This window comes from Belliella pelovolcani (genome assembly GCF_900156785.1).
In the GTDB taxonomy this organism is placed as follows: Bacteria; Bacteroidota; Bacteroidia; order Cytophagales; family Cyclobacteriaceae; genus Belliella; species Belliella pelovolcani.
Genome location: NZ_FTOP01000002.1, coordinates 226,635 through 250,031, shown reverse-complemented (window position 1 = coordinate 250,031; position 23,397 = coordinate 226,635). Strand labels below are relative to the sequence as shown.

The following is a 23,397-nucleotide window of genomic DNA, read 5'->3' as shown; positions in this document are numbered from 1 at the left end:
AAGAAGGCTTTCGCTCCATTGAGGAGCGGCAGCAAAAATCAAGTAAGAAAAATCAAACTACTGGCGGGCCTCTGTGGTCAAACCCAAACTCTATCTCATAATCAGCCACCCCAGCGGAGGCAAACATGTCCTGAGTAGCGATCAGTGGGGTAAGCACCGGCAGCTGATACACAAAGTCAAAAACAAAATAGTCAGCATGGGCAATCAGATCCAAGAAGATCAATTCCTCTTCCGTATGACCGTGATCAGGTAGCTCCTGCTGCTCTTCTGTAATCAGCGGGTGAGCATGGGTGATGATACGCCCATTATCAAGTTCGTGCGCATGAAAAAAGAATACCCCATTGGCTAAAACACTTAGCAACAATGCCAAACAGAAATGGCTGAAAAGGGGTAATATTTTTCTAAATTGACTCACGCTATACAATAATCTTCAAACTGAATACTTGCAGAGATGTTGCGAAAATAGAAAAGAATATTGAAAATCGCAGTAATGATTTACTTTTAGAAGGATTTTTGGAGTTTGGGTGGTAGATTTATTTCATGTTCATTCCTCATCCAACACTACTTTAACTTTATAAAAAACCTCTCCATTCAACGACTCATCCCTTATCCAAGGACTGAAGAGTAGGGTGTTTTTATCAAAAGCATACCAGGGCATGCCAAGTTTGCCTTTTATATCTACATCTCTTAATTTGTTTTGCCCATCTTCAAAAATCGTAAATACAAATTTCTTTTCCTGTGAAATGTATTCCATCGACTCTGGACTATTGTCATAAGAGAATCCTCTTCCTATAAACTTTTTATGATCAACAGCACTTGAGTATGCGATGAATACCCTACCTTCTGCTTCCAGAAGATTTACTACCCTAGAATCCAGTGCTCCTGCAAAAACCTCTTTTCTACCTGCTGCAAAATTGGAAAGTTCCATTCCATAATATTCAAGGTTCATGTTGATTACAGTATCAGGATAGATAAGGTCTTTTTCCAAATCGTACCTATAAAGATTGGGATCACTGCCAAATGCAAAATAAAACTTCCTTGAATAATTGCTATATGCAAAACATCTGACAAAAAGGTTGAAATCATATCTTGGATCTACATAAATAGACTCTTTGGGAGTTTTAAATACATGATCAAATATTTCACCATCAAACCTCCCAAAAACTGGAGAAGCTAGATAAACGTCAATTCCTTCCAAACTCCTACTTTCTTCATTCCCGCGATACAAAAACAAATAAGAGTCTCCTCCATTTTCGTTCACTCTCATCAACTTGTGCCAATAATTGTAATATGTATCTGTTGTATTCAGATCAGGAACAAAATCAACTACTTCCCAATGTTCATTATAGTAATATACACCTCCTCCTGAAGCTATCATATAGCCATCAAGGTGAAATCCGACGCCATATAAACTCCCCTTGTAAGCATTTGATCCAGCTATTCTATTATCAAAGGTATTGATCACAGTTCCCTGTTCATCAAAAACTACAAAAACTTGCCCATCGTAATTATAGTCTTTGGCGAGGTAGCGATTATTTTCCTTATTAAAATCAATCACACCTAAAACACCCAAATATTCAACAAGAATGGAGTCTTCTATCACCAAGCTAAAGGACTTCTGATCTTCATAGGATACTTGGCTTGAATTTTTTTTACAGGAAATAAAGCACAGACTGAAAGTAATAATTGTAATACCAAAAATTAGATTCTTCATTCAACTAAAATAATAAATTATTGACTTTTTTATTAACTAAAACTCGTAGAAGCATATAAAATAAATGCCTCTACGAGTATATACATAACATCTAAACGTTTATTGAGGAGTACAATCTTGACAACATATTTGTCCTTCTGCCAAACCGCAAACATGAACTGTTTGACCTTCCATACCTCCAGAACTTGGATTAACTACATCAACATATCCACCTCTAGACTCACACTTACCTATCTGTGTACAGGGACTGATTCCATCTGAACTTATTGCAGGATTTATAGATCCAAAACTTAGGAGAGCAACTCCTAAAATAAATAAAGAATTAGCTATTAAACTTTTCATCGTTGTTAAAATTAGAATTTTTAAAATTTGTTTAAACACCCGATCTAAAAAATCCCTGCGCAGTTCTTTTTGTAATGATCTGATTATCAATAATACCAAATCATTAGTACATTCTCCAAAATTTAAACTATTTTTTTCGCTAAACCATAAGTAGTTGACAATCAATCCTATTATTTTTCCATGATTGGAATACCCTTATCCGAATCAATGATCTAGAAGCGTTTATACCTCAATCAGGTATAGCCTATTTTATTTCAAAAGTGACATTAGAATAACTTTTACTACTCCTAGTTCTTTGGTCATTTATCCCTAATTTCACAGCATGATCAATTTTGACTATCAGCCGGCAAGCTACTTCAACGGAACAGGTCCCAATACGCTGATCTGCAAGCTCAGCTATCCCGAAAGTCAATGGGGAGAAGAGATCAGCATCTATGCCAATGCCTTGGATGGGGTCTATTATTACGAGGCAGTAGATTTCTATGGCAATGATATCAAGCTGAATCCTGAAAAATCACCCCAACCTCTCAGCTTACAAGAACTGATTTTTATGATTGAAACCATGGATGTATCACCCAGTACGGCACAAGGAAACATTCAGCTCACTTTAGCTGGGATTCCCCTTGCTGAAAGTCTGCTGTACCAAGAACTGGAGCGCTACTTTAGCGAAAAGCGAAAAACTTTTGGAATGATCTAAAAATCTAAAATCGTCTGGTATGATTTGCTTAGGATATGGTGGCTCTTGAACCAGTAATCATAAGTCTCAAAATCCACGCAATCTTGAAGGTCTACGCCATGAAGGCTAACTTTTTTCAGACTATCGGAAGGTAACCAACTCCTCAAATCATTGGCCTGATCGATGGTCAGTTGGGCCAACTGAACCAGCTTCTTGCCTTCTATCTCAATGGGTATCAGCCTTGTCATGCTCTTTTAATTTTGCCTTTACAAAAAAAGTAGATATTCTGATAGCAGCTGTCAAGACAAAATTATGATTGTGTTAACTTTGATCGCTTATGGACAAACTCTTCTTGATTCTGATTTTTCTGCTGCTGGGCTTGCTACTGCAAAGGGTCAAGCTACTTCCGCACCAAACAGCCCAATACCTGAACAAATACCTGATTTACTTGGTCTTGCCAATGCTTTCACTCAGGTTGATTCCTGAAATCAGCCTTGATAGCAGCTTGCTTATGCCCGCATCGGTGGCTTGGATTTCATTTGGGTTATCTTGGTTGCTTTTTGGATCACTGGGACGTATTTTTCGATGGAGTTTATCTCTCACAGGTTGCCTGATCATCACAGCCGGCCTAGCCAATACTTCCTTTGTGGGATTTCCCATTGTGCATGCTCTATACGGAGAGGAAGCATTGAAAATTGCACTGATCATTGATCAAGCAGGCTCATTTATCATCGTCAGTTCACTTGCGATCATTGTGGCTTCCATTCATGCCAAAGAGAAAAGTAGGAAGCGAGACATCAGTAGAAAAATCCTGACATTCCCTCCATTCACTTTTTTTGTATTGGCCTTGGTGATGAATTTATCTGGATTGCGTGTTCCTAGCGAACTAGATTTCTTCTTTGATCTTGTAGCCATGACGCTCACTCCTGTAGCCCTGATCGCGGTAGGCCTACAGCTCAAAGTCAATTTTCAAGCCATCAAATCTACATATCTGTGGCTAGGATTAGGCTACAAGTTGGTTATCGCTCCATTGGTGATGTTACTGCTGTTTGGCTGGATTTTGGGAGCAGAAGGCTTGGCTTTCCAAGTGTCTGTAATCGAAATGGCTATGGCACCCATGATCACCGGATCAATCATCGCGATCACGCATGACCTAGAGCCCAAACTAGCTTCTCTTTTAGTAGGCGTAGGCATTCCGCTTTCCTTTGGCACAGTGGGCGTATGGTACTGGATCTTGGGATAGTATGATCCATTCAACGGAGATGCATTTTTTGCAAGGGAGAAAAGCAAGGTTACACAGAGAGAAATACTGGACATTGCTATCGATTGCTTGAAATTCCTTTTTCCCAATTACTGCTTATGATCCTTGGCGAAACTTTGCTCCTTCGCAAACTTTGCGAGAAACCAAAGATGCCTAATTATTACCCGACTTCGTAGTATCTCTTTTAACAGTATCTGGCTTTGCAGCTGGTCTTACTCGGTTTCCCAGAACCCCTTTGAGTACATTTTTGGCCTCCTCCACTGCTCTATCCTTGGTTTCAGAAACCTTCTTCTCAGCTTCTCTTTTTGCAGAATCCTGTAAAGCTTCTGCTCTCGTCTTCAACTCACTTTTGATACTATCTTCTGTAGCTTTGAATTGTTCTGTGGCACGCGCTTGTAAGTTTTCCCGCTCAGAGCTCACTCTTGATCTTAGCGCATTGGTAAGAAGTGACTCTATGGAGTTACCTCCAGCAAGACCGACTTTTGGACTACCATAAGTGCCTCCAAGGGTAATGGCTACTGGGATCAAAGTAGAGGTAGTCGCCTCAGTTCCAGAAATAGTAGCAAGCAAATTATTAGCTTGTGCACCAAATCTGCCAGCTGGAACTTGCATATTGACGAGGTAATTGATGCTCCCATCAAAACCCGTACTCCCTTGCACATTGGCTTGATAGTCCCAAAGGCGAAGGTCTACAGGCTTCAAACTGAGCATTCCGTCTTCTATTTCAATTGGCAAATTGAGGTTTCTGAATTGTAGGGTATTGGTATCATTGAGTCTAGTCAAGCTTGTCACGCCCTGAATCAAAGGACTGTTTTGAAAAGCAGCTTCCAATACCCTAACCACGCCTTTACCATCCAAAGAGGATAAAATAGGCATCATATCCTGTCCAAGAAGACCTGAAAAATCTAATTTGGTTGAGAATTTCCCAGTCAAATGCTCCGCCACAGGGGCTAAAACTTTGACAGTGTTCAACTTGTCAAAAGCCTCTGCAATACTGAGGTCAATCACATTAAAATTGAAATCAAATTTGGGAGCAGTCAAATCTCTTGGATCGTAGGAGCCATTCATCACCAATTGACCACCAAGAGCTGCCATAGAAGCCTCTCTGAAGCTCAAGACGCCTTCCTTCAGCGTCATATTACCCTTCACTTGCTTCAAATTGAGATTGTCATAGATCACCTCAGCTGCATCTACAGACATGGTAAAATCAATATTTGTAGGCAACTCGATAACTGTCAGACTGTTCTCTTCTGTACTTTCTGACTCAGTCATCCATTGATTCACATTGAATCTGTTGGATTGAAGGGCAAGTTGTCCTTTAAGTGTTTCATTTTCCTTCAAGAAGAAATTCATATAGTTGGACAAGAATCCTGTTGCTGTCAACGGGCTTTCTCCAACCCTTGAGTCAAACTTGGTCAAATTAATGCGACTTGGTGTAAAATCAGCTTTGGCTTCATTGATTCTAATACCTTGTGGTAAGTCATAGGAAGTGAAATAAAACTGCTCCACGCTCATTTCTCCCCGGGTATCCAAACGATCAAATCGCTCAAGCTCCACGTCTTTGTAAGAGCCTTTGGTATTCAAATCTGCGCTGATTTTCCCTTCCATGATGGTATTCTCCATAGGAAAGATGGCCATCATTTTTCCAAGGTCTATGGTTCCTTTGACAGCCCCATCCCATTTGAGCAAATCAAAATCGGCTACTTTCAAATTCCCACTGATCGCTTCATCATCCAGCTCAAAGCCAAAGTTGCTTAGATCCACTAGAAAGTCCGCCATTTTCCCACTGGTATTGATGATATTGGCGGAGACATTCAAATTTTCAATGGGAGCAGGATACTCACTGCTTTTGATGTAACCATTGCTAAGCAGCATTTTGGCATTGATCGCAGGGATCATATTGGCAATGGAATCATAGCGACCCTTAGCGGTAGCATTGACATCTAGCATGCCACGCAGAGCCATCCCATCTATGGGGAAGATAGAGGTCAATTCTTCAAGGTTAAGTTTTCCTACTAATCTACCATCTATATCATAAGTGACTAAATTTTCCAAAAGTAGATTACCCGAGATTGGATTAGAACCAAAGTTCAAGGAAAATGTAGGAATATTGACTTTGGTTAAATCTAAATTATCCGTAGTGTTGACTACTTGCATGGCAAGTTGTACATCACTCACAGGGCGAGGCAGGTCTGGATATTGAAACATGCCGTCTACCACATTCAGGTTGATATCGAAAGCAGGAAAGCTTGAATCATTATAAATACCCCTGAAAAACCCATTGAAATCCATGGTTCCTGAGGTCTTCAAACCTGCAAAACTCTCGGAATAAATGCCAGGAACCAAAGAAAGAATACTTCTGAAAGAATTGTCTTTGCCTTCAAAATTCAGATCAAATTCAATATCAGACGCAGACATAGCTACAAAGCCATAAAGGTCAAATAGAAAGTCATTCAATGAAAAATCCCCATCTGAGAATGCAAACTTCATATTCCCCATATCCACATCTACCGTGGTATTTCCCTTAAAGTCTTTATTCCTCAAATAATTGGTCCCTTCATAGGTGATGTCTGCAATCAGCGCCTCCATTTTCAATGGGAGCTGATAGACATCTGCGGTAAAGTTTCCTTTTCCAGCTAGCTGTACATTGCCCAAAGCCATGAAGTAATCCAATTCCCTGTCATCGTAAATAAAAGTTAAGTTATTGACTTCTATCAGGTCCACTCCAATTTCAAAATTGCTTTCGCTGGTTTCCTCTACTTGTGAAGGATAAGTGATGTCATAATTAGCACGTCCATCTTCGAGCACCTTCACATAAATACTTCCTCCATCAAGATGAATCCCCGTCAAGGAAGGCGTATCGGCAAATAGAACAGACCATAAGTTAAAATCTACCTGAAATTGATCCACATGGACTAGGGTGTCATTTTGGAAAGGGGGATTACCTGTGATGCCAAAGTCCCTCAAAGTCATACTGATATCAGGAAAGCGCTTGAACACACTCAGGCTAATATTTCTAAAATCATAATGTACTTGCGCATTGACAGATTGGGCAATCTCCCGATCTACGCGCTCGATGATTTTATCTTTGAAAATAAATGGAGTCGCTATCAACGCGACCAATAAAAAAGCAAAAATCGCCAAAACAATATAGACGGTCTTTTTCATGTGTATCCTGTTTATGTTTACAAATCATTCAACGAAAAGAAGAGACTGATGGCGAAGCCTTAGGGTACATTTCTACTATTATGACCAGATTTTATGCAACTCTTTCCAAAGCTCTTCATGAACTTGTGAATTGCTAGCCAAAATTTCCCTACCAAAGATGTAATCTTTCCCTTTCTTGAAGTCAGTAACTTGACCTCCTGCTTCTTTTACAATCAAAGACCCTGCCGCGACATCGTAAGAATTAAGATTGTATTCGAAATAGGCATCCATTCGTCCACAGGCTACGTAGCAAAGATCAGCTGCTGCACTCCCTAGCCTACGCAAGCCATGCGTCTTTTGCATCAGTACTTTCAAGATAGTCAAATATTCATCAATCTGCCCAAATGCGCTGTAAGGAAATCCTGTTGCGATCAGTGACTCTGATAAGGTTGGTGCCTTGCTCACGCTGATTTTGGTGTCATTACAATAAGCTCCTTGGCCTTTGAGCGCATAGAAGCACTCGTGCAAATTGACCTCATAAACTACCCCTAGGACAATTTCCTGACCTTTCATCAAGCCTATACTTACGCAAAAAACAGGAATACCATGGATAAAATTGGTCGTTCCGTCCAATGGGTCAATGATCCAAGTGTACTCTTTGGTTTGCTCAGCTCTGGTGCCCTCTTCGGTGATGAATCCTGCCTCAGGTAATACCTGTACCAATCGCGCTACGATCATCTCTTCTGCTTCCTTATCCACGTAAGAGACAAGATCATTCAATCCTTTGGCTTCAACACTAGCTAGGTCAAAATGCTGCCGCTCTCGTCTTATAAATGCCCCAACCTCCTTCGCAATCTCCTTGGTCTGATCCAAGACCACATTCAAATCAATCATTGTATTTGTTTAATAGGTTTTTATAAAAATTTTGATGGACTAACTCTATCCAAGCCAGTCTTTTGCCATACTATTACTAACACTTCCCCAAAGCCTTTTCTACCAATTGACTAATAACTAATTTACCAATTAACTAATAACCAATTACCCTTTCCCCTGTACGACCAATACGATCTCTCCTTTGATGGGATGCGCTTCGTAATAGGCGATCAGCTCGGCGAGTGTGCCTCTGACGTTTTCTTCATAGATTTTGGTCAATTCTCTGGATACACAAGCCATACGCTCTTCTCCAAAAACTTCGGAAAATTGTACCAGTGTTTTCATCAAGCGATGAGGTGATTCATAGAAAATCATCGTGCGCTCCTCTTCCAGTAGTTTTTCGATTCGAGTTTTTCTACCTTTTTTATGAGGCAGAAAACCCTCAAAAGTAAAACGATCATTTGGAAGTCCTGAATTGACTAGGGCAGGTACAAAAGCAGTTGCACCAGGTAGACAATTCACTTCCAAACCTGCATCTCTGACCGCTCTGACGAGCAAAAACCCTGGATCCGAGATAGCAGGAGTTCCCGCATCAGAGCAAAGCGCCATGACTTCACCCTTTTCTAGGCGCTCTACCAATCGTTCCACGGTCTTGTGTTCATTAAAAATATGGTAACTCTGAAGGGGTCGTTGTATTTCTAGGTGTTTGAGCAACTTTCCTGTAGTGCGTGTATCTTCTGCGAGAATGACATCCACAGACTTTAATACCTCGATTGCTCTAAGTGTAATGTCACCAAGATTACCGATAGGAGTAGGGACTAGGTACAGGCTGATGTGTTTATCCTCTACCATATCAGATTGCATCGATTGCTTTGGCAAGCTTGTGGTCTTTATCTGTGACGATATTCCCCGCATCATGCGTAGTCAGTTCTATGGAGACGGTATTGTAGACATTGCTCCAGTTAGGGTGATGCCCTTGAAGTTCTGCTAGAAATGCCACTCTAGTCATAAAGGCAAAAGCCTCTTGAAAATCTTTAAACTCAAAAGTTCTTTTTAGCTTATTTTCTTCTTCCTTCCACATATCCTAAGTGTTTTTTTAATTAAAATTAAAGGGAAATAACTCCCTCTATCTTCGCTGCACGCTCATAGACATCCAGTACTGCATCACTAGAGCCCATCATCGCCTTGATCGTAGCGCTGACATAGGTGCCTTTACTAGAACTTTTAAGCTCCATGTTGTTATTTGGCAAGAGCGCTGCTACTTCATGCTCTTTTCCCGTCTGAACGATAAACTTGAACATGTAGAGCGCAGGGAAGTTCATCTGTGCCTCAAGCTTTTCTTTGAAGGCCTGTTTATCAAATGTATTTTTCATAATCACTACGAATTTAATGCTTATCCCTCATTCAACCCGAATTAAAGAAAGAAAATTCAGACATAAAAAAACCCGTGATTGAATCACGGGTCTTCTTCAAGCGTATTTTGTAATGATCATATCTACTTAACTAGTAGTCAGCGGTTGAACATGGGATGTGGTCAATCGACTACCTAGTAGCAGACAAGTTAATTAAAAGAATTTATATCTATAATCCTTCACATTGGCTAAGTCTTCTAAGGCCATCATGATCATGTAGGTAGTTCTTTGGGAATTGTTCTGAGCGATACTTGCTTGGTAACTATTATAATCAGCAACCTCAGTAGCAGGTGTGATAGCATTAAGCTTTGCAACAATCACCCCAACATCTTCATGGATTGGCTTGGTCATTTCTCCAGAGTTTTTTAATCCAAAGATTGCACCAATAGCTCTAGGAGCAAATCCAACACCTGGCAACACACTGCTACCTAATGTCAGATCAGCAGAATTGTCCAAAGAAGCATCATCACCAAACTCAGCCTTAATTTCTTCTAAGGTTGTTTTTCCTTTGATTCTTTCGGTGATTTTAGCTGCTTTCTTCTCGTTTCTCACTTGTACGAGCACTTGCGCTCTTACCTGATCCAGAGAAGCAACACCTTCTTCATATTTACCTCTCAATTTGGCTACGATGTAAGTATTATCTAATTCAAAAACCTGAGACACTTTTCCAACAGAAGCATCATTGAATGCCCATCTGATGATTTCTCTGGCGTTAGTTTGGTTATTCAAGTTTCTTGAGAACGCACCCACACCATTTGCTTGGATAATTCTGAATCCTTCAGCTTCTGCATTCGCTTGGAATTCTTTGGCATTGGTAGAATTGGCTGAAAACGAATCTGCTTGTCTGAAGATATCATTTCTAGTAGCATCACTTGGGATCAATTCCAACTCGATTGCTGCTATTTTGTAAGTTTCTGTCTTAGGAAGTTCGGTTACGTTGATGATGTGGTAGCCATACTCAGTCTCAACCAATCTATTGATCAAGCCAGTAGCTCTTGCAGCATAGGTAGCTTCTGCGAACTCAGTCACGAAGTCATCCTTTGCAAACCAGCCTAGGTCACCACCTCTCTGAGCAGTTCCATCTTGACCATATTGGGTAGCTGCTGTAGCGAAATTAAGACCACCCTGAATTTCTTTCAATATTTCTTCAGCCTGCGCTTTTACTTCAGCTTTGTCAGCATCCTCTAGACCTTGAGTACCAAATAGGATATGGCTAGCTCTCATTCTTGGCGTACCATTGAATTTGTCTGTAATCTTATAAGAAATATAAGTAGATCTTGCGGTAACAAATGGGCCGTAAGTTTCTCCAACTTCAATATTGTCCACATTGCTAGTCAAGGACTCAGGAAGGGTCTCACCAGGAAGGATTGTTCTGAAGGCATTATTGGTCTCAGAATTTCTTACTGCAAAAGCAGAATCAGACTCAGAAGTTCTCAAAGCTTCTGTCAATCTTTCAATTTCAGAAATTACCGCAGTAGAGTCTTCACCACTTGGGTATAAGTTGAAAACTACATAGTCTAAGTCTACTGCATTAGAAACTTGGAATTTTTCTTTATGCTTGTTGATATAAGCTTTGAGCTCAGCGTCAGTTACCTCTATTTCAGCATCAGGAATTACATAGAATGGAATAAATACATGGTCCACATCAGCGATGGTATTGGCCATCTTGTGCTGTAATCTTCCTTCAGCTTTCGTAGCATATTCAGAAGTTGCCAAAAGATTGTCATACTTGATTCTCAATCTTGCGTCAGCAAAAAGTTTTTCTTGCTGTGCCCAGAAAGCTCTTTGCTCGGGACCCGCATTTTCCAAACTTTGAAGGAAAGTGATCAACTGTGCTCTGTCAAACTCACCTGTCGTAGGGTTGACAAGTTGTTGTCTCAGTTCTGGAATGATATTTTCACCCTGAACCATATCCACCAACTCAGCATCAGAAATAGTCATTCCCAATGCTTCATATTGATTTTTGAAAACCTTATCAACGATCAAGGCCTGCCAAGCTTGCTCGCGGATGCTGTACATTTCCGCTTCTGATGGTGTCCTACCTGTATTTTGTTGAAAAGAGAATTTGGTTTCTTCGATTTTCTGAATGTATTCCTCGTAAGTAATACTTTCACCTGCAATCTCGCCTACCTTATTTGAACTACCCCCTAAAAGGGTAGAATTCGGACTTAATATATCTCCTCCTACAAGGAAAAATATCAAACCTACTGCAATTACACCGATCGCAAGACCTGTTCTCTGTCTGATTTTTTTAATTAATGCCATTCTTCTGGTTTTTTGAAGTGCCGCAAAATAATTACATCTAGCGTTAAATTCAAAATATTATCGCTCTCAATAAATTACTTCTTGGAAATTGTTGCGGAATTGACTTTGATTTTCAAAGTATCTATGCGGTGATCTTGCTTAGCCACCACCGTAAAAGTGTAAGGACCATACGAGACGGACTCACCTTTGTTGGGTATATTTTCGGTAAGAGAAATGACCAATCCGGAGAGGGTCTCAAACTCTCCGTAGGGCAGTTCCCAATTGTACTTATCATTCAGATAATCTATTTCATGTCTAGCACTCATCAAGTATTCATGATCTGAGACCTTCTGCTCTATCAGGTCATCGTTGTCATACTCATCCTGAATCTCTCCAAATATCTCCTCGATGATATCTTCCATGGACACAATGCCACTTGTTCCTCCAAATTCATCCACCACCAGCGCCAAACTTTTCCGCTCTTGGATAAACTGCACCAAAAGCTCGTTGGCAAGGGCTGATTCGGGAACGATAATAATAGGTGTCAAGATATCGGCGATCGTTTTGGGTTTTTTGAACAACTCCAATTGATGGCAATAGCCGATCACATCATCAATACTCTCTCTGTAGACAATGATCTTGGAATGTCCACTTTCGGCAAAGATATCTTTAAGCTCGGCAACACTATCATCAATATCCACTGCCACGATGTCGGTTCTAGGCACCATACACTCCCGTACTCGGATGGTCTTGAATTCAACTGCGTTATCGAAAATCTTGGTATCTACTTCTACTTTACCTTCCTCACCATCTTGGTGAAGGTTGTTTTGAATAAAGCTATTCAAGTCCGTCACTTTAAATACCGGCTTATCCTCACTATACTCCAAGCCCAATATTCTGGTAATAAAAAACCTTGACAAGCCAACAACAAACCAAACCACGGGATACATCACATAGTAAATTGCCAAGAAAGGCAATGAAAATGCAGTCAGCAAGCTGTTTGGATTAAGCATAAAGATACTCTTAGGAATAAACTCGGCAGTGATCAAAACAATAATAGTCGATATGATTGTCTGCACCACCATCACAGTCGCCTGATTGTCAAAATTGTCAGGAATCCATGCCTTGATCATCGGTTCGAGCAAACTGGCCATAAAAATCCCGTAAAGAACCAATGCGATGGTGTTGCCTATCAGCGTAGTCCCTATAAACTGTCCTGGTCTTTTGACAAATCTTGCTAGTATCTTGCCTGAGAAGAGACCTTGCTTATTTTGAAGTTCTATCTGTAGCTTATTGGCGGAAATGAAGGCAATCTCCAATCCCGAAAAAAGTGCCGAGAAGACCAAAGTAATCAATACATAAGTGAGATACTGGTATTCCATTATTTCTTCTTCTTGGTCTTTTTATTGGTTTGCTCCTCTTTGTCTTTGATCAGGGCTTCATTTTTCCTATACCTGTACCAAAACAAAATCGCTACAGCCAGCATAAATACTGGATAGGATAGTGTAATGCCAGCTGTAATCGTCAGGTGTGTTCCGATCACCACTAGGGCAGCAGAAAGTGATAAAAGTATGATATCTGTCAATTTCATGCGCTATTTTCCTTCTCCCGGGATAATTGTTCTACTGTCTATCACGGAATAAATTTCATATTCACTAAAAGATTCATCAGCCTCCATGCCTGTACCTTTGATCAAGCGTTGTGGATCTTGGATGGTGACAAATTTCTCCGTGTATATTTTTTTTCGAGTAGGGTTCCAGAAGAGCTCTTCAGAAGAAAGCTTTTGTTGCTTTTCAAAATTCTCTACCTGTACGTCTCCCTCACCACGATAGATGTCGTCCTTTTTGATATAGAAGCCTCTGTCAGCTCGGATTGTGGTAGTAAGCGCTCCATCTTCATCATAGAAAAAGATTTCTATGCCTTCAGGAAATTCGTTGTCCCCATTCTGAAACTCAAGCTGCTTCTTGGCTTTGAGGTTGATCTTGATGACCGTACTATCCGAATGCACCAAATCAATGTCATAAGCTATAGATGCCGGGCCTAAGTAAGACTCCAGAAAACTCGTATCCTCGTCTTCTTTGCAGGATACTAGCAACAAGATTCCTAACAGTCCAATAAAGGGCAATTTTCTCGACATCTGGCAAATATACATAAAGCTTACAAAGCAAAAAAAGGCGGTTTCAGGAACCGCCTTTTTAGATAGTTTTATTTTTTATCTGATTTGACTTAGTCTCTTGTAGCCAAGGTCACTGTCTCACCTATCCAACATCCTGTGTTGATGGTCTGACCAGCCTGAAGACCTTCAGTAAACAACTCTTCTTTAGATGGGAACTGGTTTTTGGCTTGATTCATACCAGCAGTGTTACCTGCTCTTTGATAAGCATTGTAAGCTGCAATGTACACTGATCTATCTTTTGCTCTACTCACACCACCTTTACAGTCATTGAAAGATTCCATATAAAGTTGCGCAATTAGCGTCCAAGCATCTTTTGATTTTTCAGTTCCAAGTTTGACTACCTCCATTGCTGAAGATCTAGCCGCTCCTTTTCTTCCTGACTGCGCATGTACTTTAGCCAAATCTAGGTATACCTCTGATTTTTGCTCATCGTTTTCAGCCAAGGTCAAAGCTTTTTCCAAGAGAGGCTGAGCTTTTTCATAATCTTTGTTTTGAAGCATTCTCATTGCTCTCACTTGAGAAGTATTGAAGGACGGGTTTGTAGTATCAATATATTCTAAAGCCAGATTGAAAGCTTCTGTACTGGTACATTTGTATTGCACTGAATATTTGAAGATCTGATTAGCCAAAACCTCGTCTTGTGGGTTGGCTTTGAATTTTGCACCTAAAGTATTCTCAATAAAGTTACAATCTATTAGGTCCATTTCAACAATTAGCACATCTCTAATACCAGTGGCTTGAGCAACATTAGCTCCGTTAGCTTCAGCTGCATCAACCAGTTTAGTAATTTGATCATACTTTTCTAAAATCTCCTCCTTGGTATAAGCTTTATGATATGCATAATTCTTATAAACTAAATCATAATAGGCCGCCAATAATTGAGGGTATGAAAATTCTCCATTTACTTCAACTACTCTATCAAAAACCTTGATTACCTCAGGTATTTTATTTTTATCAACTTTGTAGTAAGAATATCCATAGCTTGCCTTATTTTCAATCCAAATAGACTCTTTGTCATATTTTTCTTTTCTCAAATCATAAATTAATAACACTGAATCTTGGTAGACTCTTTTTTGAGTAGCCTCAGAAACAGCATTCTGGGCACCATTGTAAACTGTAACTCCATTGATATAGATTGATTCATTCAAGTCTGGAACATTTACCAAAAGCCAATTTAAGGGCTTTGTCGCTTCTACAAACTGCTCAGCTTTCATATAATCCACATAGGCAGCATTATACTCCCTCGCTTTCGCTTCCATCTTCTCATCAGATGGCCAATTCCAACCGTCTTGCGCCTGCGCAAATCCTGCCACCATGAAGGTCACTAACCCGGCTAATACAAATTTAAGTTTCATAGGTGTTTAGTTTATTCAAATGATCGTTTATAAAACCACGTGTTATCGTTGAGAGAAAATCCGAAACTTATGTTAAAGTAATTTTCTCTTATCAGGCCATTTCCAGTTGTTCCGCGCGTTCCAACTTTGACAGCCATATTGACCAATGACAGGGAGTTTACTGGAAGCGATCCTCCAAAATTGATGCCAACATCCGTGATCTGGGATTGGTTGACAACGTATGGAGTTTGGATATATTCCAGCCCAACTCTGTAAGTAGCTCGCTTGAGCAGGTTGTCCATAGAGAAAGCGTCTGGGACAAATTGAGCACCTAAGCCCACTTTGAAGCTTTCTCCAAGATCTCCACTTTCTCCTGCAAAGTTCCTGTATTGGCTAAAGTCCTGAAATTGAGCTTCAAGACCAACTACAAATTTATTAATTTTTTCGAAAGATATACCATAACCTAATCTATTAGGAAGGAAAATTGTTCCTCTATCATTATTATTGATGATATCTCCAGGTGTATCGGGGTCGCTAGCTTCGCCCTGATCGGCGACTTTCGCAAACTGTTTTCCTCTAATATCCCCAAACATATGATAAATGGCGCCTAGGTGAATGTTTTTGCCCTCGCCTACTTTGAAGAAATAATGTATCCCTCCTTTGAAGGAAACATCCGCTACTGTGAATCTTTCATAATACTCGGAAGTAGCACCTATTTGATTTCTTGCACTATCCAATAAACTCAGCTGATTGGTTCTGATTGTAGAACCAAAAAGGTAGGAAGCATGCAAACCTACACTGAGGTTTTTGGCTAAGTAATATCCAGTCGAAAGGTATGCTTCTGATATCCCTCCTTCACCTTCTACCCTATTGACAGCGCTTAGATTTGAATTAGCAACATCTCCATTGACCAGAATGTTATAATTCACACCTGTCAATTGATTGATTCCCATGCCCATGGAAAGCTTTGTAGACTTGAGAGGCAAGGACAAGGCCAGGTAAGAGAGTCCTCCACCATCGAGTGTTTCTGACTCCGAAGTGGTGGCTGCATTCACATTTCTGTAAGTCATCGCCGCCTGAAAGTTGAACACTGTATTTCTGGTAGAGAGCGCTGGGTTGACATTATTGATCGCCCATCCTGTACCATAACTGATACCCAAACCACCCATGGCTTGATTGTGTGTAAGCCCTCCGTAGTTGAATTCACCAAGACCCAAGGCACTGTAAGAGGATGCCGTCGTCTGAGAAAAAGCATTGGTAAATATGAAAAAGACACCCAAGGTGCCGAGTAATCGCAGTCTATTTTTTATGGACATTGTATGTTAATATTCTATTCAATCCGAACAGGACCAAATTGGGGATTACAAATATGTAGTCTTTTGTTAAGGTTTCAAAGAATTTTGAGTCTCCTCCACAAATAATGACCTTTAAATCTTGATGTTGCTGCTTGTAAGCTGCTATAAATCCTTCCATTTCGAAAAGGATACCATGATATACACCGCTCCTGAGGCCGCTTCGTGTACTATTTTCCAGTAACTGTGGCATTTCTTGTTCGTTGAGCACTTCCAAAGGCAATCTGGCTGTCTGCTGATGCATAGCTTTGAAACGCATGGCAAGTCCTGGAGAAATCGCTCCTCCTAAGTACTCGTCAGCTGCATTGAGGAAATCATAAGTAATGCAACTCCCTAGGTCAATCGCTAGCAGATTTCCTTCAGGAAACTTCACCCTAGCACCTACTACAGCCGCTTTGCGATCTACTCCCAGCGTATCGGGCGTACCATACTTGTTGCTAATCGGTATTGCCGTTTCCCGTGTGAGATACAGAAAGTCAAAACCCAAAGCTACTTTCAAATCTTCCTCAGCATACTTGACTGAACTGATCAGACAGGCCTCAAATTCCTGCTCTGAAGCATATGATTTCAACTCGGCGAGTGATTCGAAGGAACTCATAGCTAGCATCTCCTCTCCATCAAAAATCGCCGTCTTGATCCTTGTATTGCCTATATCTACAATAAATTGTCTCAATATTCATGTGAATTAGCGCTGAGCTAACCCAGCATTTTTTGATTTGAAAATCCAGTCAGTCGGCTAAATTAGTCATTTTAACCTGAGGGCTGTTTTCAAAAGATTATTTTTAACTTTAAGCCTATTTATTTAACAAAAATTAACCATGACCAAGAGCTATCATATGATCGGGTTGATGTCTGGTACATCGGGAGATGGCTTGGACATTGCCTTTGCTCAGTTTTCCAAGGGTGAAAAATGGACCTTCGAAATCCCTTATGCAGAGACCATTCCCTTTCCAGAAAACCTTGGAGAGCGATTGCTCAAGAGTCACGAGCTTTCTGGTCTAGAGCTTACTTTATTGGATGTGGATTTTGGTAGATGGATGGGGCAAGAGGTCAAGCTATTTTGTGAGAAATATGCCATAGCGCCACAGGCGGTCGCTGCTCATGGGCATACTGTATTCCATCAACCCGACAAAGGACTCAGTCTACAAATTGGGAATGGCTGGGCGCTTCATGCGGCGAGTGGTCTACCAGTCATCAATGATTTCCGCATGTTGGACGTGCAGCTTGGCGGGCAGGGTGCTCCTTTGGTGCCTATTGGAGACCTTTTGTTATTTGGAGCGTATGATTGCTGTATCAACTTGGGCGGAATAGCCAATATCAGTATACAGGAGGCTGGTCAGCGGGTAGCTTTCGACATCTGTCCTTTCAATTTGCTATTGAATCACTATGCACAAGAACTTGGTCTGCCTTATGACCGAGGAGGCGAATTGGCTAGAGGAGGCACATTGCTTCCTGAGGTCTTGGCAAGATTAAACCAATTGCCATATTATCATTTGGAAGGAGCTAAGTCTTTGGGCAGGGAAGATTTGCAGGCATATTTTTCTATTCTAGAAGAGGGTGGGGCTAATCTGCGGGTCGACAAGCTACATACCTTGATTGCGCATTTTGTTCTACAAATCAAAAAGGTTATACATGCCAATAGTGATAGTGGCAAAATACTGATCACTGGTGGAGGTGCTTTCAATTCCTACTTTATGGAAGAATTACAAAAAGCCATGGGGGCAAAATTTGACATCCCGAGCGCAGATCTACAACTGATCAATTATAAAGAAGCTTTGATCTTTGCCTTTTTAGGTGTGCTTCGCTTAAGAAATGAAAATAACTGCTTAGCTTCTGTGACGGGTGCTAGTCGAGATAATTGTGGGGGGAAGATTTATGGGAACTAAACACAATCAATGGAAATCCGCCCAATCAGTGTCTTCCACGTTCAATCCTAATGGAACACCGATAACGCGGATTAAACTGATGGTCGCAGATAGAATATCTTTCCTCTGCGATTTCTTTGCGCTTCACTGCGGTTAAAAAAAATTTTGCCACAGAGGACGCAAAGATTCACGGAGAAAAACCAAAAAAAATCAGTTGTCATCCCGATTTTCGGGACAGGTTCCGCGTGCCAATAAAACGCTGATAAGAGGATACTTTTTAGAAAGTTAATACCAGTCCAGAAGCAAGGGGATCGACTTTAAAATCTAATCTCATACTTGTCTTTTGATCTTCAAATAAGTTCTTATTGTATAGATTGACAGCTCTTTGCACATTAAGGTTGTAATTGGCTTCGAATATTGAGGCAGTGATTCCTAGACCCGTAGCCGAAAGGCCAACAATATCTCTTGTCCTAGAATCACTTATGAAAAAGGTAGAAGTTAAACCTACAGTCGTGATCACATAAAGTGGCAATATTATTTTCTGGCTTCTCAACGCTTTATCCAAAAATTGCTTAGTATCTGAATTTAACTCCATCAATGTTTTTATTTCGCTGTTTTTAAGACGAGTTTCATTTTGGTAGTATTTTGGAGCTGAAAGCAAGCGGTTTTCTGTGTCTATAAACGTTTTTGCTTGTTGGCCAAAAGAAGTAAAAGCAAATGCAAGAAAGAATAGAATTAACGTTATCTTTTTCATAAACATTAGTTTTTAATTAAATAATCGCAAAAAAACAAAATCATATTTTTAGTTACGTTAGACTGTGATCCAAGTTGCAAAAATCTAGACTTAAACTCAAAAAATTAATGAACTCCAAGTAGTTCAATAATAAAGAAGGAGAGAAAATGCATTTCATCAAATCTGTATACAATGTGAATCGAATTCACTAGTTTTCTAAATTCTTCAAAATCTATTTCCATACTGTCTATCTCCCAAATATTTCTATTTTTGCCTACGATTAAACCCAAATATTACAACAGATGAAAGAACTACTCAAGAAGTTTGAGAATAAGCAACCTGAAATCGTTTTTGAATGGAGTGACAGCGAAACAGAGGCCGAAGGTTGGGTGGTGATCAACTCCCTCAGAGGAGGAGCTGCTGGCGGTGGTACTCGCATGAGAAAAGGCCTCGACAAAAGAGAGGTGGAATCTCTTGCTAAAACCATGGAGGTAAAATTCACTGTCTCAGGACCTGCCATCGGTGGCGCTAAGTCAGGAATCAATTTTGATCCAAATGATCCAAGAAAACCTGAAGTACTGAAAAGGTGGTACAAGGCTGTCATGCCACTACTCAAAAATTACTATGGTACCGGCGGTGACCTGAATGTGGATGAAATCCATGAAGTCATCCCAATCACCGAATCCTACGGACTTTGGCACCCACAAGAAGGTGTAGTCAATGGTCACTTCAATGCGACAGAGCCACAAAAAATCCGAAAAATAGGACAACTGCGCCAAGGTGTTTCCAAGGTACTAGAAGATCCTGACTACACGCCCAATGGTCCAAAGAAATACACCGTAGCAGATATGATCACTGGGTATGGTGTCGCTGAAGCGGTAAGGCACTATTATAAAATCTGGGGGGGACAGCTTAAAGGCAAGCGGGCAGTCATCCAAGGCTGGGGCAATGTAGGTGCTGCAGCAGCTTGTTTTCTCGCAGTAGAAGGCGTCAAAATCGTCGGTATCATCGACCGTGAAGGTGGGCTGATCAAAGAGGATGGCTTTACTCTGGATCAAATCCGTGAGTTGTTTGTCAATAGAGCTGGAAATAAGCTAGTGGCAGCGAACATGAAGCCTTTTGAAGAGATCAACGCTAAAATCTGGGACATCCCATCAGAAATATTCATCCCTGCTGCTGCATCTCGGTTGATCAATAAAAATCAAGCTGAGCGCATGGTGAAAGCTGGCTTGGAGGTGATTTCCTGTGGCGCCAATGTTCCATTTGCAGACCCTGAGATCTTCTTTGGGCCAACGGGCGTTTGGACAGACGAACAAATCTCCGTCATTCCTGACTTTATTGCGAATTGTGGGATGGCAAGGGTATTCGCTTACTTGATGTCCGATAAGGCTGAATTGACCGATGATGCCATTTTCAAGGATGTGAGTAGAACTATTGCCAAGGCCATGAAGAAAACTTTTGAAGTCAATCCTAGCAAGACAAGAATTGCACAAGCTTCATTTGAAATTGCCCTGAAACAACTCGTATAACAATTTTACCAATCATCAGCCAGTAACCAAATATCAAAATTATTTGGAGCTGGCTGAATTGTTTTCATTAGTCCTTTTCATTCAAAATAAGTAGTTTAGCGGGATGATTTCTCAACAATTGCAAATTTGTGATTGAGAAATTTTGGCTAGATATCAGGCTAATCTTTGGATATACCCATAAAAAGCATTTGAATGAAAAACTTTATTGCTGCAATTGCGCTGCTGATAGGAATTTTATTTGTTTTACCCTCTTCAGAAGCACATGCCCAAGCTGATCCCCAAACCGAACAAATAGATAGCCTCACCCAAACTGATAAAATTCAGAGTGTGGCAGCCCATATTCATGATCATGCCCATGATCATCATCATGCACCTGTTTGGCTGGTCATTCCATTTGTCTTATTGCTCTTGATGATTGCTACAGGGCCATTATTTTACGAGCATTTTTGGCATCACAATTATCCCAAGGTAGCCGTTGGACTTGCTATCATCGTAGTATTCTATTACTTATTTGTACTTGGCAATGCACATGGCCCAGTACATGCCCTTGCAGAGTATGTGCAGTTTATCGCGCTATTAGCCTCCCTATATATCGCTTCTGGAGGTATATTGATTGAAATAGACAAAAAATCCACCCCATTAGCCAATGTGAGTATCTTACTCATAGGAGCCTTAATCTCCAACTTGATCGGAACTACTGGTGCTTCTATGCTACTAATCAGGCCATTCATCCGACTCAATAGAGGAAATATCCAGGCATATCACATCATTTTCTTCATCTTCATGGTGAGTAATATTGGTGGTTCATTGACTCCAATTGGTGATCCTCCACTTTTCCTAGGTTTCTTAAAAGGAATTCCTTTCTTCTGGACCCTAGAGCACAATTGGCCAGCTTGGATCATAGCTTTGACCATCCTTTCGACAGTCTTTTACTTTGTAGATAAGAAATTTGGTAAGTCGCAGGAAGATGATCTCGAAGAGGCTGCCTACACCAATAAATTTGGGTTGATTGGAGCTAAAAATTTCATTTGGCTAGCCATTGTCATTGGGTCAGTATTTTTGGATCCGAATGTGATCGAATGGGTACCAGCTATCAGATATGATGGGCAGAAGTTTTCCTTTCTGAGAGAGATCATCATGCTTTCAGTAGCCTACTTTTCATTCAGGTATGCAGATCAGAAAGCCATCAAGGGCAATGAATTCAATTTCGAACCTATTCGAGAAGTCGCTTTTATCTTTATCGGAATCTTCGGCACCATGATGCCAGCTTTGGAGTTGGTGGGTAACTTTGCCAAATCTCCAGATGGAGCTGCCTTGATTACCCACAATACCTTATATTGGGGTACGGGCATACTTTCTGGTTTCTTAGATAATGCTCCGACTTACCTGAACTTCCTTGCTGCTGCGATGGCTTCTCAAGGTGCTGAGATTAGCAATGTTTCTCAGGTCAAGGATTTTGCCATGGACATGTATGATGACTCTGCATTTGAGTTGATGGCCATCTCCATTGCGGCAGTATTCTTTGGTGCGATGACTTATATAGGTAATGGACCTAACTTCATGGTGAAATCCATCGCTGAACAAAGTGGTATAAAAATGCCTTCTTTCTTTGGTTACATCATCAGATTTTCCATTCCAATCTTACTACCTGTTTTGATCATCACATGGTTGATTTTCTTTGCTTTTGTATAAAACAACCTGCTTACCTATACCTTTTAAAAATATGCAATATTTAGAATTTAAAATCAGCTGCAAAGAAGACTTCAGGGAGGTTTTGATAGCGGAATTGGCAGAAGTTGGCTTTGATTCCTTTTTGGAAACAGATCAAGGTCTAGATGCATATATTGAAGAGGGGCTTTTTGATCGAGAAGCTTACCAAGAAGTATTAGAGAAATATCAGGAAGTAGCCCATGTCCTAGTGGAAGAGGGCGTAATGGCCAAAGTGAATTGGAACGAGGAGTGGGAAAAACATTATGACCCAATTCAAGTGGGCGAACAAGTCTATGTGCGTGCTTCTTTTCATGCGCCAAAGCCTGAGATAGCACACGAAATTCTAATTAACCCGAAGATGTCTTTTGGGACAGGTCACCATGCAACTACGTTTTTGATGCTTTCGCACCAACTTGACTTAGACCATCAAGGCAAAAGAGTCATTGATATCGGTTCAGGAACAGGCATACTGGCCATCATGGCACACAAACTAGGTGCTAGGCAAGTGGAAGCTTTTGACATTGATGATTGGTGCGTGGAAAATGGCAACGAAAATTTTGACCTCAATGGCATGTCAACGGTAAGGATGGGCTTAGGTACAGTGAGAGAAGTTGCGCCTCAGGGCATATTCGACATCGTACTGGCCAATATCAATAAAAATGTCTTGTTAGAAGAGATGGAAGTCTATGCTTCATTGCTGGATCGGGGTGGTTTTCTCTTATTGAGTGGTTTTTATACGCACGACATCACAGATATTGAACAAAAAGCCGCAATGGAAGGCTTAAGGCTCTTGAAGCAAAAAGACAAGGATAACTGGGCTGCATTAATTTTAGAGAAGCAATGACAGAACTGATCATTTACTCGGGCATCTTCCTTTTACTTATTGCGCATGCATTGCTAGCGGGGAAGATGTACAGGACTGTACATGAAGATACAACGCTCGGGATGAAGGAGAAAAATGACTGGAAGCTGAAAGCGCTGATCTTTCCTGGGTTTTATTGGTTTCAATACAAAGCCTCAAAAAAGTAA

24 protein-coding genes are annotated in these 23,397 nt (G+C 40.6%); 7 read left to right on the top strand and 17 right to left on the bottom strand.

Annotation, left to right across the window (positions count from 1 at the left end):
* Positions 1 to 52 precede the first annotated feature (52 nt).
* The 3 genes from BW935_RS03275 to BW935_RS18160 all read right to left on the bottom strand — a co-directional run bounded on the left by BW935_RS03275 (position 53) and on the right by BW935_RS18160 (position 2,221).
* Entirely contained in the window at positions 53 to 370 is a 318-nt protein-coding gene (locus tag BW935_RS03275) for a hypothetical protein (RefSeq protein ID WP_245802632.1), read from the bottom strand.
* A gap of 174 nt (positions 371 to 544) precedes the next feature.
* Positions 545 to 1,714, bottom strand: coding sequence for a hypothetical protein (locus BW935_RS03270; RefSeq protein WP_076498550.1), 1,170 nt, complete (start codon positions 1,712 to 1,714; stop codon positions 545 to 547).
* 99 nt (positions 1,715 to 1,813) lie between these two features.
* On the bottom strand, positions 1,814 to 2,221 hold the full coding sequence (locus tag BW935_RS18160; RefSeq protein ID WP_139325484.1) for a hypothetical protein: 408 nt from the start codon (positions 2,219 to 2,221) through the stop codon (positions 1,814 to 1,816).
* Between the two features lie 157 nt (positions 2,222 to 2,378).
* Here BW935_RS18160 and BW935_RS03260 point away from each other — a divergent pair, with 157 nt between their 5' ends.
* Complete coding sequence (locus BW935_RS03260) at positions 2,379 to 2,753, top strand: UDP-glucuronosyltransferase (RefSeq protein ID WP_076498546.1); 375 nt, start codon at positions 2,379 to 2,381, stop codon at positions 2,751 to 2,753.
* On the opposite strand, the gene BW935_RS03255 is transcribed toward BW935_RS03260, so the two are convergent.
* Positions 2,750 to 2,980 (bottom strand): hypothetical protein, encoded by a 231-nt coding sequence (locus BW935_RS03255; RefSeq protein ID WP_076498545.1) that lies wholly within the window; start codon positions 2,978 to 2,980, stop codon positions 2,750 to 2,752. The genes BW935_RS03260 and BW935_RS03255 overlap by 4 nt on opposite strands.
* Before the next feature lie 89 nt (positions 2,981 to 3,069).
* Between BW935_RS03255 and BW935_RS03250 the strand changes: the two genes are divergently transcribed.
* On the top strand, positions 3,070 to 3,975 hold the full coding sequence (locus tag BW935_RS03250; RefSeq protein ID WP_076498543.1) for an AEC family transporter: 906 nt from the start codon (positions 3,070 to 3,072) through the stop codon (positions 3,973 to 3,975).
* 171 nt (positions 3,976 to 4,146) lie between these two features.
* On the opposite strand, the gene BW935_RS03245 is transcribed toward BW935_RS03250, so the two are convergent.
* The 12 genes from BW935_RS03245 to BW935_RS03190 form a co-directional block, all read right to left on the bottom strand.
* Positions 4,147 to 7,161, bottom strand: coding sequence for an AsmA family protein (locus BW935_RS03245; protein ID WP_076498542.1), 3,015 nt, complete (start codon positions 7,159 to 7,161; stop codon positions 4,147 to 4,149).
* A 78-nt stretch (positions 7,162 to 7,239) separates the two neighbouring features.
* On the bottom strand, positions 7,240 to 8,034 hold the full coding sequence (locus tag BW935_RS03240) for an inositol monophosphatase family protein (protein WP_076498540.1): 795 nt from the start codon (positions 8,032 to 8,034) through the stop codon (positions 7,240 to 7,242).
* A 144-nt stretch (positions 8,035 to 8,178) separates the two neighbouring features.
* On the bottom strand, positions 8,179 to 8,865 hold the full coding sequence (gene rsmI / locus BW935_RS03235; RefSeq protein WP_076498823.1) for a 16S rRNA (cytidine(1402)-2'-O)-methyltransferase: 687 nt from the start codon (positions 8,863 to 8,865) through the stop codon (positions 8,179 to 8,181).
* Position 8,866: 1 nt separating this feature from the next.
* Complete coding sequence (locus BW935_RS03230) at positions 8,867 to 9,094, bottom strand: 4a-hydroxytetrahydrobiopterin dehydratase (RefSeq protein WP_076498538.1); 228 nt, start codon at positions 9,092 to 9,094, stop codon at positions 8,867 to 8,869.
* Positions 9,095 to 9,119: 25 nt separating this feature from the next.
* Positions 9,120 to 9,386 (bottom strand): DUF493 family protein, encoded by a 267-nt coding sequence (locus tag BW935_RS03225; RefSeq protein WP_076498537.1) that lies wholly within the window; start codon positions 9,384 to 9,386, stop codon positions 9,120 to 9,122.
* A gap of 192 nt (positions 9,387 to 9,578) precedes the next feature.
* The gene (locus BW935_RS03220) at positions 9,579 to 11,690 is read right to left on the bottom strand and encodes a peptidylprolyl isomerase (protein WP_076498535.1); all 2,112 of its coding nucleotides are present in this window, start codon (positions 11,688 to 11,690) and stop codon (positions 9,579 to 9,581) included.
* 74 nt (positions 11,691 to 11,764) lie between these two features.
* Positions 11,765 to 13,051 carry a hemolysin family protein gene (locus BW935_RS03215; RefSeq protein WP_076498534.1) on the bottom strand — a complete coding sequence of 429 codons (1,287 nt, stop codon included), beginning with the start codon at positions 13,049 to 13,051 and terminating at the stop codon, positions 11,765 to 11,767.
* On the bottom strand, positions 13,051 to 13,260 hold the full coding sequence (locus tag BW935_RS03210) for a hypothetical protein (protein ID WP_076498532.1): 210 nt from the start codon (positions 13,258 to 13,260) through the stop codon (positions 13,051 to 13,053). The genes BW935_RS03215 and BW935_RS03210 overlap by 1 nt, the downstream gene beginning before the upstream one ends.
* 3 nt (positions 13,261 to 13,263) lie before the next feature.
* Complete coding sequence (lptC, locus tag BW935_RS03205) at positions 13,264 to 13,806, bottom strand: LPS export ABC transporter periplasmic protein LptC (protein ID WP_076498530.1); 543 nt, start codon at positions 13,804 to 13,806, stop codon at positions 13,264 to 13,266.
* 89 nt (positions 13,807 to 13,895) lie between these two features.
* Positions 13,896 to 15,200 carry a tetratricopeptide repeat protein gene (locus BW935_RS03200; RefSeq protein WP_076498528.1) on the bottom strand — a complete coding sequence of 435 codons (1,305 nt, stop codon included), beginning with the start codon at positions 15,198 to 15,200 and terminating at the stop codon, positions 13,896 to 13,898.
* Positions 15,201 to 15,211: 11 nt separating this feature from the next.
* Positions 15,212 to 16,495 (bottom strand): BamG family beta-barrel-assembly machinery protein, encoded by a 1,284-nt coding sequence (locus tag BW935_RS03195; protein WP_076498526.1) that lies wholly within the window; start codon positions 16,493 to 16,495, stop codon positions 15,212 to 15,214.
* Positions 16,479 to 17,204, bottom strand: a complete 726-nt coding sequence (locus BW935_RS03190; RefSeq protein ID WP_076498524.1) for a type III pantothenate kinase — start codon at positions 17,202 to 17,204, stop codon at positions 16,479 to 16,481. The genes BW935_RS03195 and BW935_RS03190 overlap by 17 nt, the downstream gene beginning before the upstream one ends.
* Before the next feature lie 145 nt (positions 17,205 to 17,349).
* Between BW935_RS03190 and BW935_RS03185 the strand changes: the two genes are divergently transcribed.
* Positions 17,350 to 18,417, top strand: a complete 1,068-nt coding sequence (locus BW935_RS03185; RefSeq protein ID WP_076498522.1) for an anhydro-N-acetylmuramic acid kinase — start codon at positions 17,350 to 17,352, stop codon at positions 18,415 to 18,417.
* Between the two features lie 256 nt (positions 18,418 to 18,673).
* Here BW935_RS03185 and BW935_RS03180 read toward each other — a convergent pair whose 3' ends face one another.
* On the bottom strand, positions 18,674 to 19,150 hold the full coding sequence (locus tag BW935_RS03180; protein ID WP_139325483.1) for a hypothetical protein: 477 nt from the start codon (positions 19,148 to 19,150) through the stop codon (positions 18,674 to 18,676).
* A 281-nt stretch (positions 19,151 to 19,431) separates the two neighbouring features.
* Between BW935_RS03180 and BW935_RS03175 the strand changes: the two genes are divergently transcribed.
* The 4 genes from BW935_RS03175 (at position 19,432) to BW935_RS03160 (ending at position 23,397) form a co-directional block, all read left to right on the top strand.
* Positions 19,432 to 20,658, top strand: a complete 1,227-nt coding sequence (locus BW935_RS03175; RefSeq protein WP_076498519.1) for a Glu/Leu/Phe/Val dehydrogenase dimerization domain-containing protein — start codon at positions 19,432 to 19,434, stop codon at positions 20,656 to 20,658.
* Positions 20,659 to 20,850: 192 nt separating this feature from the next.
* Entirely contained in the window at positions 20,851 to 22,350 is a 1,500-nt protein-coding gene (locus tag BW935_RS03170; protein WP_076498517.1) for a sodium:proton antiporter, read from the top strand.
* Between the two features lie 31 nt (positions 22,351 to 22,381).
* On the top strand, positions 22,382 to 23,212 hold the full coding sequence (prmA, locus tag BW935_RS03165; RefSeq protein ID WP_076498515.1) for a 50S ribosomal protein L11 methyltransferase: 831 nt from the start codon (positions 22,382 to 22,384) through the stop codon (positions 23,210 to 23,212).
* A complete protein-coding gene (locus tag BW935_RS03160) occupies positions 23,209 to 23,397 on the top strand; it encodes a hypothetical protein (protein WP_076498513.1) in 189 nt (62 codons plus the stop codon). The genes prmA and BW935_RS03160 overlap by 4 nt, the downstream gene beginning before the upstream one ends.